General features: G+C 49.4%; 11 protein-coding genes. 3 read left to right on the forward strand and 8 right to left on the reverse strand.

What is annotated here, in order from left to right; genetic code table 11:
* Nucleotides 1–978: iron-containing alcohol dehydrogenase (locus tag HMPREF3201_RS08675; protein ID WP_062412680.1), on the reverse strand; the 978-nt coding region annotated here is incomplete at its 3' end.
* Nucleotides 979–1,052: 74 nt separating this feature from the next.
* Nucleotides 1,053–1,898 carry an SDR family oxidoreductase gene (locus HMPREF3201_RS08680; RefSeq protein ID WP_062412681.1) on the reverse strand — a complete coding sequence of 282 codons (846 nt, stop codon included), beginning with the start codon at nt 1,896–1,898 and terminating at the stop codon, nt 1,053–1,055.
* Nucleotides 1,899–2,114: 216 nt separating this feature from the next.
* Here HMPREF3201_RS08680 and HMPREF3201_RS08685 point away from each other — a divergent pair, with 216 nt between their 5' ends.
* Nucleotides 2,115–2,999: a LysR family transcriptional regulator gene (locus HMPREF3201_RS08685; RefSeq protein WP_197408286.1), complete on the forward strand. Its 885-nt coding sequence runs from the start codon at nt 2,115–2,117 to the stop codon at nt 2,997–2,999.
* A 93-nt stretch (nt 3,000–3,092) separates the two neighbouring features.
* Nucleotides 3,093–4,769, forward strand: a complete 1,677-nt coding sequence (locus tag HMPREF3201_RS08690; protein ID WP_062412683.1) for a glycosyltransferase family 39 protein — start codon at nt 3,093–3,095, stop codon at nt 4,767–4,769.
* A gap of 178 nt (nt 4,770–4,947) precedes the next feature.
* Here HMPREF3201_RS08690 and HMPREF3201_RS08695 read toward each other — a convergent pair whose 3' ends face one another.
* Both HMPREF3201_RS08695 and HMPREF3201_RS08700 read right to left on the reverse strand, forming a co-directional pair.
* Entirely contained in the window at nt 4,948–5,781 is an 834-nt protein-coding gene (locus tag HMPREF3201_RS08695) for an alpha/beta hydrolase (protein ID WP_062412684.1), read from the reverse strand.
* A 313-nt stretch (nt 5,782–6,094) separates the two neighbouring features.
* Complete coding sequence (locus tag HMPREF3201_RS08700; RefSeq protein WP_062412685.1) at nt 6,095–7,684, reverse strand: hypothetical protein; 1,590 nt, start codon at nt 7,682–7,684, stop codon at nt 6,095–6,097.
* A gap of 166 nt (nt 7,685–7,850) precedes the next feature.
* On the opposite strand from HMPREF3201_RS08700, the gene HMPREF3201_RS08705 reads away from it, so the two are divergent.
* Complete coding sequence (locus tag HMPREF3201_RS08705) at nt 7,851–8,123, forward strand: hypothetical protein (protein WP_062412686.1); 273 nt, start codon at nt 7,851–7,853, stop codon at nt 8,121–8,123.
* A gap of 236 nt (nt 8,124–8,359) precedes the next feature.
* Here the strand turns inward: HMPREF3201_RS08705 and mutM are convergent, their stop codons facing one another.
* From mutM to smpB, 4 genes are read right to left on the reverse strand one after another with little or no spacing between them, the layout of a single operon-like run.
* Nucleotides 8,360–9,184, reverse strand: a complete 825-nt coding sequence (gene mutM, locus HMPREF3201_RS08710; protein ID WP_062412687.1) for a bifunctional DNA-formamidopyrimidine glycosylase/DNA-(apurinic or apyrimidinic site) lyase — start codon at nt 9,182–9,184, stop codon at nt 8,360–8,362.
* Between the two features lie 8 nt (nt 9,185–9,192).
* On the reverse strand, nt 9,193–11,775 hold the full coding sequence (gene polA / locus HMPREF3201_RS08715) for a DNA polymerase I (protein WP_062412688.1): 2,583 nt from the start codon (nt 11,773–11,775) through the stop codon (nt 9,193–9,195).
* Between the two features lie 31 nt (nt 11,776–11,806).
* Nucleotides 11,807–12,136: a hypothetical protein gene (locus HMPREF3201_RS08720; RefSeq protein ID WP_062412689.1), complete on the reverse strand. Its 330-nt coding sequence runs from the start codon at nt 12,134–12,136 to the stop codon at nt 11,807–11,809.
* 16 nt (nt 12,137–12,152) lie between these two features.
* Nucleotides 12,153–12,626 (reverse strand): SsrA-binding protein SmpB, encoded by a 474-nt coding sequence (gene smpB / locus HMPREF3201_RS08725; protein WP_062412690.1) that lies wholly within the window; start codon nt 12,624–12,626, stop codon nt 12,153–12,155.
* Nucleotide 12,627: the final 1 nt, after the last annotated feature.

The following is a 12,627-nucleotide window of genomic DNA, read 5'->3' on the forward strand; positions in this document are numbered from 1 at the left end:
CCCTTCCCGATCGGACAGGCTGGCGTCGATGCCGAAGACATTCGTCCCCAGGCGTTTGATCTGCCAAGCATTGTCGTCGTTCAAGGTATATTTGAGCCAACGCGGCATGAGGATAGCTAGGCCGTGACCGTGGGTAATGTTATAGACGGCGGACAATTCGTGTTCCATCATATGGCACGGCGTCATCTGTTCTACGCCGCCGAAGATGAAGCCGTTGAGGGCCCACGTCGAAGTCCACATGAGGTTAGCCCGGGCTTCATAGTTATCCGGTTCCTTAAGGGCAATGGGCGCAAAGGTAACGACGGTCTTCAAGAGTTCGTCCTGAATGCGGTAAAGCATATCCATCCGCGGCTGTTTCGAGAAATAGACGACGTCAAAGATATGAGCGATCATATCGGCACTGCCGGCTGCCGTCTGATAAGCCGGTACGGTAAAGGTATTGGTCGGATCCAGGAAGGATACCGTCGGCAGTACGGCCGGCGACACATAAGGCAGTTTTTCCTGGGTATCGACGTTGCTGATGACGGCGCCGGCATCCATTTCAGAGCCCGTAGCGGCAATGGTCAGGACGGTCATGATCGGAAGAGCTCCGGGGCTGGTCGTCTTATTCATGATGAGGTCCCAGCAATCGTCCGTATCGGATACGACCGTGGCAGCCATGACCTTGGAAGCGTCGATAGTCGAGCCGCCGCCGACAGCCAGGATGACGTCAATGCCTTCTTCCCGGCAAATTTGGACACCCTTATTGACCGTCGTGTGGTGCGGATTCGGTTCGACACCGCCCAGTTCGGAAATGGTCATGCCGGCGTTTTTCAGGATGTCGACGACCTTGTCATAGAGGCCGCTTCGTTTAATCGAGCCGCCGCCATAGACGAGGAGGACTTTTTTACCCAAAGCCGCCGCTTCTTCTCCGAGGTGAGCTAATTGATCTTTACCAAAATAAATTTTTGTAGTGTTCTGAAATACGAAATCGTTCATGATAAAACTCCTTTCTGAGTTGAGGAATTTATGGATAAGGCGCGACAGGAAAGTCGACACCGTTTTTCTCTTAATTAGTGGGTCTGTTTTAAATACTGGAGATCACCGAACCAATACGATGCCGTCGTACCGCCGTCGATGAGGATGTCACTGCCGGAGATGAAACGACCTTTATGGCTCATGAGAAATTCAGCCAGGTCGCCGATTTCATCGGGTGTACCGGCACGACCGGCCGGACAGAGGGACAACATCTTACGGTATCCTTCCTTCCGGGGACCATTGAGTTCGTCATTGGCCAGGGGCGTAATGACGATGCCCGGGCTGATGGAATTGACCGTCGCGCCCCGCTTTCCCCAGTTATTGGCTTCGGCCATGACCCGCAGGACGTTGCAGCGTTTTGAATACTGATAGGCCTTCAAAGTATCGTTGATGGCTTTGAGAAAGGGAAGGTCCAGCAGCTCTTCCGTCGGCGTCATGGCCAGCTGATCCGTTTCTTCCTGCGGCAGGGCTCCCAAGCGATGACCGGACTGGGACGAAATGATGATGCCCGAACCGTCAGCTTCAATGACTTTGCCAAATTCTTCCAATAAGACGGCCGTACCGTAAAGGTCGACGTTCAAGATCGTTTCGACCGAGGCCTGAGACGGCGACACGCCGGCAGCGTTGATGAGGTATTTAATAGCGCCGAACTGTTGGGCGTGATCGATGAGGCCCAAAATGGACGAACGCGAGGAAATATCGACGGCCAGGGTGCTCGTTGTAAATCCCGTATTTTCCAGGACCCGGGCTGCCTGGTCGGCATGTTCCTGTTTCAAATCGGCCAAGACGATGTGACGGCCGCTTCCGACGCGGCGGGCAATGGCCTGGCCGATCTGGCCGGAACCGATTAATACGACGACGTCCTTTTCATTTGCATTCATGGGAATTACCTCCTATATATGAACCGTACCGGTGATATACAATGGATTCTGTCAGGCTTCTTGTTCCTGTTGACAACCATATTGTACCGAAATCATCCATTTATAACAATTCGAATTTCAAAGGCTTCTCATTAGTTTTACTTATGTCAAAACTCACGGTATAATAACGGTATACATCGCCCTAACGGAAGGAGTGATTCCATGCTGTTTCGCCAAATGAAGTATTTTATCGCCGTCGTCGAAGCCAAGAGCTTTACCGAAGCCTCGTATGCTTTAGAAATTTCGCAGTCTGCCGTATCACAGCAAATCAAGGTCCTGGAAGAAGATCTGGGCGTACCCTTATTGATCCGGCACAACCGGAGATTCGCCCTGACCCCGGCCGGCGAGTATTTTTACCGCCACGGCAAGGAACTGATTCAGGAACTCGAAGACTTTAAGCGAGAAACACAGCGCCAAGGCGAAGATAAAGAGCTGCAGCTTTCCATCGGCTATCTGAACAACTACGTCGGCAGTGAACTCTATGAAACGATTGCCTCCTTTTCCGCTTATTACCCGGAAGTCACGATTCAGATCTTTAACGGGACCCACGAATCCCTCTACCAGGAACTGCGTACGCGGAAGGCCGACTTGATTCTCAGCGACCAGCGCCGCGCCTTTTCTGACTTATACGAAAACGACATCCTCACGACGGGCACGGTCTATGCCGAAATCTCACGTCAAAATCCTCGGAGTCAGCAGGAATTTCTCGCCTTGGAAGATTTGAAACGCTTCCCCTGCATCCTGGTCACGGCAGAAAGTCACGAGCAATCCGAAGCGGCGTATTACACCGATACCTTAGGGTTTGCCGACAACTTCATCTTTGCCCGGACAATTGAAGAAGCCCGTCTCCTCGTCGCCAGCAACCGCGGCTATCTGCCCTTGGAAAATCTGTCACCGACACCACCGTCAGGCACGGCCACCTGCTGTCTGCCCCTCTATCAAGGCAGTCAGCCCATGATGCGTCACTACTGCCTCTTTTGGCACAAGGACAACAGTACGTACTACGTCGAAGAATTTTCCCGCCTGCTCCACGACCGGATCAATGAATACAAAAACGGGTAAATCACCAAGATATACAGAAAGTTGTCGTTCTATTTAACCTTTATTTAGGCCGTCCGTGTACGATAAAGTATCATTACAAATAGGAGGGATCTTATGCTTTCTGCCTTACGGCACCACCGGCGTCTGGTACTCGCCTTTTTCTTACTGGCCGCCGCCTTTCTCTACTTGGCCCACATCGGCTCATACCATCTCATCGAACTCGATGAAGGCCGCTACCATCGCATTCCCATGGAAATGGTCCTGTCCGGCGATTACCTGACGCCCCATTTCGACTACATGCCTTACTTTGAAAAACCCATTTTACAATACTGGGTCACGGCCCTGGCCATGAAGATCTTTGGCTTCAAGGAATTTACGGGCCGCGTCCTGCCGGCTCTGACCGGTTTTGGCAACGTCCTCTTAGCCTACGTCCTGGGCCGGTCGATGTACAACGGTCGAACGGGCCTCATGGCAGCCATCATCCTGGCTACGTCGGCCCTGCAGCTGATCGTCGCTTCCATTGGCGTCCTCGATATGGCCCTGACCTTCTTTGTCGACGCCTGCCTGGTCACCTTTTACCTCTTTGAGCGGACGGAAGAGAAGAAGTATCTTCTCCTCTTTTATACCGCCATGGGCCTTGGCATGCTGACCAAAGGGCTCATCGCCATCGCCTTTCCCGTAGGCATCCTCTTTTGGTACGCCATGCTTACCCGGCGGCCAAAACTCTTCCTGAAACTCTTCTACGTGCCCGGGATCTTGCTGTTTCTGGCTATTTCCGTCCCCTGGTATTACCTCGTGTCTCAAGCCAACCCGGACTTCTTTTATTTCTTCTTTATCCGCGAACACTTCCTGCGCTTTGCCACCAAGATGCACGAGCGCTTCCATCCCTGGTACTACTTCGTCCCGGTCCTCATTGCCGGTCTCATGCCCTGGACGGGTTTTCTGGCCACCTTTTTCAGTAAGAAGGGGATCTTCCGTGCGCCGGGCACGCTGCGCCACAAGCAAGATATCATCCTCCTCTCCTTGTGGGCCGGCCTGATCTACGTCTTTTACAGCATCTCCGATTCAAAACTACCGACGTATATCCTGCCCTGCTGGCTGCCCTTATCGGTCCTGATCGCCGCCTCTTTGGAACGGTGCCGCCGCGAAAAATCCTGGCTGGGCCACAGTTTTCTCATCAACTCCCTGCTCTGCCTCCTGTTTACGGCAGCCGGCGTCGTCTACCTCATGAACACCGATTTTCTGACGATTGCCGACTTTTTCAGCCACGGCGGCCTGCTCATCGCCTCCCTCCTCATCGGAACGGCGGCTGCTGCCTGGTGCTGGCATAAGCGGCGCAGCTTCCTTACGGTGTTCATCATCCTCACCGTCATGGCTTACGGCTTTGGCCTCGGCGCTCATCAAATTCAAGGCCAGATTCACGATCACCAGACGGCCTACACGGTCAGTCAAGATATTAAAAAGCTGAACATCCCGGACAGTACGCCCATCATCATGTACGACTACTTCATTCCGGGCCTGGTCTATTATTTAGACCGTCCCATCGCCGCCGGCAACTTCACCGGCGAATTGGAATTCGGTCTCCAACATACCGATCGGACGGGGATGTACTACAGCGACCAGGAATTGTACGACCTCTGGCACAGCGATAAACCGGCCGTCATCGTCGTCGAAAAGAAATATTTAGAAGAAGCCCTGCGCGTCATCGGAACGGCTCCGGCGCGGCGAATTACGGACGAAGACTATACAGTCCTCTTAAACGGTCCTGCCGCCCGCGATGCAGCTCAATAACATCGACAGCCCGTCATTATGACGGCATCGACAATCTAGATGATTCTCTAAAAAAGCATAGAAAAAGCCAGCAGCCTTTGGCAATATCCATCGTCAAAAGCTGCTGGCTTTTTTTACATGCTCTCTGTTGGGAAAGTTCGATGTCTCCACAACTTCTACGCCCTTCATGAGGAAGGAGTTATTTTAAGATTTCTTTGAAAAAATCGGCGGCATCTTTGGCTGCTCCATCGGTATCATGACTGAAGGTGTGATCTTCGCCGTCGATGAGATGGACCTTACCGTTAAAGTAGATGCGCTGATACCGAAGGCTGTACGTATAAGGGGCAATGACATCGCCCGTACCGTGAATCATGTAGGCCGGCCCCTGGTATTGGGACGCCGTTTCGTAAATCGGCAGGGTCTGTGCCGTCTTTACGTAGGCCGCACCGACTTTGTGGTCGCGGACGTCAATGATTTCCGGCGGATTGAGGGGATCATAGTGAACGCCAAAAATTTGACCGCGGATGGCGTCTTCCCGAAGGACGGCGGCCGGTGCCATGAGAACCAAGGCCTTGACCTTCTGTGTGCCCAATTCACCGGCTGTCATACTGGCTACGACACCACCTTGCGAATGACCGGCCAGGGCGATGCTGGTCACGCCGGGAAGCTTCCGTGCATAAGCATAGACGGCCTTGGCATCTTCAATTTCATTGACGACGGTCATGTCTTGGAACCGCCCTTCGCTCTGTCCTTGTCCGTTAAAATCAAAGCGAATAGACGCAATGCCGTCTTTTTCTAAATCATCGGCCAGTTTCGTCAAAAGCGGCCGTTCCTTATTGGCCATAAAACCATGCATGATGATGACCAAGGGATATTCCGTCTTCCCTGCTGGACGCTGGATGACGGCCGACAGTTTGCCGTGGTCCCCGTCAATGGCGACTTCCTGCGACTGAGCCGCCCCCATGCCGGCTCCCATGGTGAAGAGCCCCAAGGTCAGTAAAGAAAGGCCCAAGATTCGTTTAAATGTTCTCATAGCAAAACCTCCAAAGGCGAGAAATACAGTCTGATGCTGTATTTCCATTGTAACGCCCCTTGTCAATCATGTCAATATTTACATATTCAACTATTTTAATTATAGCTGTGGTATCTGGATTGTCTGATCTATAGGATGAAAGAATATAAAAAATGGTCTACTCGACTTATTCATTCTATTATGTAAGGTAAAACAAGAAATATCCCCTTTCAAACACAGTAAAAAGGCATCATCTGTAGTCACCATCTTCATAAACTGGCTCTGTCCTTTAATAATTCTCAAAATATTTTATAGAATCATTGCTCACGAAAGGTCAAGGGTTTCCCTTTTTTCGAAGATGTACCCATCTATTATATTTTAACTTACAGAATAATATCTTTTGCCTCAATATACTTAACTCGAGAGCCTCTTTAAAAGGAACCTCATTCTCATCAGTAATTTCATCATAAAAAAAGCGCGAAAGGAAATCGATACTAACTGTACCTTGAGGTAAGGGGTCTGCATCCCATAAAAAACCTTTAAAAAGCATATCCAAATGTGCAAAATCATCAGGATATTTTCCCTTCACTCCATATTCATCTTTTATAAAAACATTCTCGCTAGAAAGATTCGCCTTATATTCCTTACGTAATTTTAAAAAAAGACTTTCTTTCATATGACCTATCTCTTTTCGAATTCGTTTTTCAAGACGCCTCTCCTTGTATAAAAGCAAAAGAATACTCTCGGTATCTTCAAGACCGTATAACCTGGATATATACATTCTTGGATTAAGGTCTGTCATTATATCATCGAATAGTTTTACATCTCTTGCAATCTTATCCTCCATTTCAGGCTGATAATCTACATATTTTCGCCGAAAATCATGACTAGTAAGGTACTCCAAATTTTTAATTTTATATTCCAAAATTAAAAGAGTTAATTCTGCATAGCCATATTTTTGAAATTTCAACCACCCTGTACATGGTCTATTCTGGAAGACGTTATCCATCATCAATTTTTCTTTATCGATGTAATTCAATAAATCTCCTCTTAAAACATAGTATTCTCCGGTCCCCCTAGCGAACATTTTGGAACAGTTATGGTCTTCTACCCACTTGTCAACCTCTTCTAATGTCGCTAGGTTAAGAATCTTTTTTAGCTCTTCGCGACTATAGCAATATTTGGGTACTTTATATTTTAATCTTATAGTCGCATTGGGCGGCAGGGAATTTCGGTCTAAAAGGTCTTCTTCCCAAATATAATAATCATCCATATTTCTATTGAGCAATTTAGGAATATTGTTTTCTTCTACCCATTTATCCACTAATTCCAATGAATCAAAAGCAAGCGCTTCTTGAACTTCTTCGCGGCTATAACATTGCAGTGCCAACAGATGAAGTGTTTCATATCTTCCATTTAGAGTATTATCTTCAAGAAAGTTGAGGTCTTTAGGTTGATTTAAAAGCGATTTTTCTTTATGATTCGTTCTCTTCTCTTTCCCACTTTTTATATCAAAGTAGTACTGTAAAATATATTCTAAAATCTTCATGGAATCATATACCGTGCCTCCATGAGTCGCCAATGGATCCTCATATTTAAATTCATCCTTATTAGAGCGTTCATCAGCTTTATCGATATATTTCTTAGTGAATTTACCAGCAGACTTAATTTTTTTAAAAGGTATCAGAGTTTGAACAGTCTCACATTTATAATCAGGAAATAACTTCCGAAAATATTCGGCACGTTTTTTTTGAATTTTAGCGAAAACTTTTTTTCTAGTTTCTCTACCGTCTGTAAAACGAGTAAAATAATAAAAATCTCCCCATGGAGCACATATTTTTCTCTTTAATTCTTCTTTTGTGAGTAAATATAGATGCTCATGCTGTATTTGAACTTCCATCTTTTTTTTATCAAGTACTTTCATTAAATTCACAACCTTTCATTATATTCTAAAAACACGAGCCTGTCAGTACAATGTCATCTATTAACAACGGGTAAGCTATAAATGCAAGCTCCCCCTCTGACAAGTATCTTAAAGGCCGTTATAATATTGCTATCAAGGAAGGTTTTAATTAAAGGAGTTGATTTCTATGGGACCATTAGAGAAAAGAAATAAATGGATTATCCAAAAAGCAAAAGAAATAATTGAAAGGAAAGGACTAACCGGTTATCTTGAGATGGAGCCTATTCCCAATAAATTCAAATATCGCCCGCGATTATACCGTGATAAGGCAACTAAAATGGCTCACTTTACCGTTTTAATGTGGGAGGTAAATAAGCTGTCGGATGAAGAATGTTTGCAAGAATTGGAACGCCTAATTGATGCTGCTCGTGACCATTTTTTTCCCAGTCTTTCTTTATAGTAATGCATATTTTAAGAAGTAAATTACTCCAAAAATACTTATTAAATTAGAGAAACACTTATGTTTATTATAACATAAACTATTAAGATTTTATTTTCACCTGTAATATTGGAGATGAACGAGACCACTAAAGGTATTAACACTCAATAAAACTCAATTCTTGTAATACATAACCCCCAGTCTGCGCTAAGCCTAGAACAGACTGGGGGTTGTCGCTATATTTTTTTACAATACGTCTACTTTTGGCATTTCGGGCAGTAATGGGTGCCGCGGCCGTTGAGTTTCACGTATTCAATGGTCGTGCCGCAGACCGTGCACGGCGTCCCTTCCCTCCCATAGACGCGGAGGTTTTCCTGGTTTTGCCCTTCTTTCCCGTTGCCGCTAATGAAGTTCCGTATCGTCGTCCCGCCGTGTTCGAGGCCTTCGTGGAGGACGTCCGTAATGGCTTCGTGGAGCTTCGCCGCTTCTTTCTTGGTGACCCTATGGGCCCGGCGCAGGGGCCGGATACCGGCGCGGAACAGGGCTTCGTCGACGTAGATGTTGCCGATACCGGCCACCTTCGTTTGGTCGAGAAGGACCGTCTTGACCGGCCGGCTCGTTTCTTTTAAAAGACGGTATAATCCTTCTGCCGTAAAGGCCGGACTGATAGCGTCGGGGCCGAGGTTGTCATAGCCCTTGATGCCCGTCGGCCCTTCCGACGGCACCAACCATAAGCAGCCCAGGGTGCGGATATCGCGGTACAAGAGGCGCCCTTCAGTCAGGGAAAAGACGACGTGGACGGCCCGACCGGAAAAGGCTCCGGGCTGATCCTCATAGAGGAGGCTTCCCGTCATGCGCAGGTGCACCAAGACCGACGACGGACCGCTGCAGTGGAGAAAGAGGTATTTACCGCGGCGGCTGACACCTTCTATGGTCGTTCCGGTCAGGACCGATACGAAATTTTCCGCCGTCGTATTGCGGATGAGCCGCGGCAGGGATACGTCGATGGCGGTGATGACCTTATGCTGCACCCTTTTTTCGATGAAAGACCGTATCGTTTCTACTTCCGGCAATTCAGGCATGGTCTCACCTACTTTGCTTCTTCCCAGTTGGCGCCGCTGTGGATGTCTACGACGAGGGGAACGGAAAGATCGACGATATGTTCCATCGTATCTTTCAACAGTTTTTCGATTTCTTCTTTTTCGCCAGCCGGCACTTCTAAGACCAGTTCGTCATGTACTTGGACTAAGAGGCGGCTTTTCAGCTGACGCTTTTCGATTTCTTCCTGAACGGCATTCATGGCCAACTTAATGATGTCGGCCGCGCTGCCTTGAATGGGCGTATTCATAGCCGTCCGTTCAGCAAAGGAGCGGCGCGTAAAGTTTTTACTGTTGATGTCCGGCAAGGTCCGACGACGGCCGAACATGGTGACAGCCATGCCGCTCTGTTTGGCCGATTCGATGAGGCCGTTCATATAGTCGTGGATCGTGCTGTAACGGGCAAAATAGGACTCGATATATTCCTTGGCCTTTTGACGAGAAATGGAGATGTTGCGGGCCAGGCCAAAATCACTGATGCCGTAGATGATGCCGAAGTTGACGGCTTTCGCGTGAGACCGTGCTTCCGGCGTAACTTCGTCCCAAGGGATGCCGAAGACTTCCGACGCCGTCCGGCGATGGATATCCTGACCTTTTTGGAAGCCATCGATCATGGTCGGGTCCTGGGACAGATGGGCCAAGAGGCGCAGTTCGATCTGCGAATAGTCGCCGGATACGATGTAGTCGTAGCCATCACCGGGAATGAAGATGGACCGTATTTTGCGGCCCTGTTCGGTCCGGATCGGAATATTCTGCAAGTTGGGGTCGGAGCTGCTGAGGCGGCCCGTCGAGGTAACCATTTGGTTGAAATGGGTATGGATGCGGCCCGTTTCCGGTGAAATGAGGGGTTCCAAGCCGTCGAGATAGGTCGAAATGAGTTTCTTCAAGGCCCGGAAGCGCAGGATCTTGTCGATCATCGGGTGCTGATCCATGAGGGCATCGAGGACGGAGCTGTCCGTCGAATAGCCGGTCTTGGTCTTTTTAATGACCGGCAGTTTCAATTTTTCAAAGAGGATGACGCCCAGCTGTTTCGGCGAACTGATGTTGAAGGTTTCGCCAGCGTCGTCGTAAATGGCTTCTTCCAAGGCGTCGGCCTGGGTCGACAATTCACTCTTCATGGCCATGAGCCGCTCCGTATCGACGGTAAAGCCGTTCATTTCCATGACAGCTAAGGTCCGGACCAAGGGTTCTTCGATGGACGCATAGAGGTCGGTCAAAGACGCTTCTCCCATCTTTTCTTCGACCTTAGGCCAAACGGAAAGGGCAAAGGCGGCATCACTGACCAGTCTTTTAGCTTCGTCATCGGCCGGTTCCTGAAGGTTGACGTCGAAGGTTTCCGAGATATACGTCAGGCCGTACGACGTCCGCGTCGGGTCTAAGAGATAGGCCGCCAGGATGATATCCTTTAAAGGCAGGCGGCCGGAAGCGACGGCGGAAACGGCCTTAGTGAGATTCTTGCCGTCAGCCGTAATAACGGCTTTTGCCTGCGGCAGCACCGACAGGTAGTCCCCATAGCCTTCCGGAGGTACTGTAAAAGCGCCTTTTTCCGTAGCCATAGAAAGTCCCGTAAGAGCCGGAATGGGCTGGTGATCGTCAAATTCGGCAGCCACGGCGACGATTTGGTCTTTCAGGCTGTCCGCCAGCGGCGCTTCGATGGCTTCCACCACCGGGGCTGCGGCTGCATCAGCACCGCTTTCGAGATGAGCAAAGCGGTCGAAGGCGGCAAAGCGTTCCAAGAGATTACGGAAGCCCAGGCTCTTAAAGAGTTCCGCTACGTCAGCCTGGCGCGGCTGGGGCTGGAACTGGTCGATGGTATAAGTCAGGTCCAGGTCGCAGCGAATGGTCGCCAAATCCTTGGATAAGAGGGCCTTATCCTTGTTGTCGGCCAATTTTTCCTGAAGCTTTTTCCCTTTCACGTCCGCCAGGTGTTCATAGACGCCGGTGACGCTGCCGAATTGGGAAATGAGTTTCAAGGCCGTCTTTTCACCGACGCCGGGAACGCCGGGAATGTTGTCGGCCGTATCGCCCATGAGAGCTTTCATTTCGATGACCTGGGCCGGCGTATAGCCGTATTCTTCTTCCATGACGGCCGGTGTGACAGCCAGCATCTGGGTGATGCCCTTTTTAGTCAGATAGACCGTAACGTCGTTCGTTACGAGCTGCAGGGCATCGCGGTCACCGGTGACGACGTCGACGGCATAGCCTTCGGCAGCCATGTTTTTCGCCAGGGTACCGATGATATCGTCCCCTTCATAGCCTTCCTGTTCGAGGACCGAGATGCCCAGGCAGTCGAGGACTTCGCGAATCAAGGCGAATTGAGGCCGCAGATCGTCGGGGGCCTCCTTACGGGTGGCCTTATAGCCGTCGTACAAGTCGTTGCGGAAGGTATACTTTCCCTTGTCGAAGGCGACGGCAACGTACTGCGGGTTGAGCTCGCTGTAGAGCTTCAATAACATATTCAAAAAACCATAGACGGCATTGGTCGGCCGTCCCTGGGGATCACTCAGATGAGGAATGGCAAAAAAAGCCCGATAGAGCAGGCTGCTGCCGTCGATGATGACGATGTTCTCTTTCATACTCTAATTGGCCCTTTCTTTAATATATAGTCTAGCGATGCAAGATGGAGCTCAGGATGCTGTACAGGCAGTAGATGACAAAGATGCCCAGCAAATACGGCATGGCCATGACGATGAGCCCCAGGGCACCGATGATGACGGCGACGACGCAGAAGACGATGACGCCGATAGCTAATTTGACGCGCCACGACAGGCCACTGGTCACGATATGGATTTGCTGCTGCCGGGCGTCCTGCTGTTCCCGCATCCGCTCTTCATAGAGGGACTGCTGGTCATGGACCGTACCGTCTTCGTCGATGGTCGGTCCGCTGAAGTTATCTCGCTCGCGATCCGAGAGAATTTTGGGATCTTCTGAATTCATAAGGTTACTCCTATCTTTAGTAATTTCTATTTTTCATACGGCGTTCAATATCGCGCTTCGCTTCTTTTTCAGCCAAGGCCTGCCGTTTATCATACAGTTTCTTCCCTGTTGCCAGGGCGACGGTCACCTTGACTTTGCCCTTCTTGAAATACAGGTTGAGGGGAATGAGGGTATAGCCTTTTTCCTGAATCTTGCCCAACAGTTTGATGATTTCATACTTATGGAGCAAGAGCTTGCGCGTCCGCAGCGGGTCGTGATTAAAGCGGTTTCCCTGTTCGTAAGGGCTGATATGCATCCCTAAGAGCAGGACTTCGCCGTTTTCAATGCGGCAGAAGCTGTCTTTCAAATTGACCTTGCCCTGACGCAGGGATTTGACTTCTGTACCGGTCAGGGCGATGCCGGCTTCATACGTTTCATGAATAAAATAATCGTGACGGGCCTTGCGGTTATCCGAAATATATTTCACACCTTTAGTCGGTGATGTTGCCACT

Source organism: Megasphaera sp. MJR8396C (assembly GCF_001546855.1).
Taxonomy (GTDB): Bacteria; Bacillota; Negativicutes; order Veillonellales; family Megasphaeraceae; genus Megasphaera.

Bases quoted from the DNA above. Each gene is read 5' to 3' on its own strand.
- HMPREF3201_RS08680 (WP_062412681.1), bottom strand. From the start codon at position 1,898: ATGAATGCAAATGAAAAGGACGTCGTCGTATTAATCGGTTCCGGCCAG.
- HMPREF3201_RS08685 (WP_197408286.1), top strand. From the start codon at position 2,115: ATGAAGTATTTTATCGCCGTCGTCGAAGCCAAGAGCTTTACCGAAGCC.
- HMPREF3201_RS08690 (WP_062412683.1), top strand. From the start codon at position 3,093: ATGCTTTCTGCCTTACGGCACCACCGGCGTCTGGTACTCGCCTTTTTC.
- HMPREF3201_RS08695 (WP_062412684.1), bottom strand. From the start codon at position 5,781: ATGAGAACATTTAAACGAATCTTGGGCCTTTCTTTACTGACCTTGGGG.
- HMPREF3201_RS08700 (WP_062412685.1), bottom strand. From the start codon at position 7,684: ATGAAAGTACTTGATAAAAAAAAGATGGAAGTTCAAATACAGCATGAG.
- HMPREF3201_RS08705 (WP_062412686.1), top strand. From the start codon at position 7,851: ATGGGACCATTAGAGAAAAGAAATAAATGGATTATCCAAAAAGCAAAA.
- mutM (WP_062412687.1), bottom strand. From the start codon at position 9,184: ATGCCTGAATTGCCGGAAGTAGAAACGATACGGTCTTTCATCGAAAAA.
- polA (WP_062412688.1), bottom strand. From the start codon at position 11,775: ATGAAAGAGAACATCGTCATCATCGACGGCAGCAGCCTGCTCTATCGG.
- HMPREF3201_RS08720 (WP_062412689.1), bottom strand. From the start codon at position 12,136: ATGAATTCAGAAGATCCCAAAATTCTCTCGGATCGCGAGCGAGATAAC.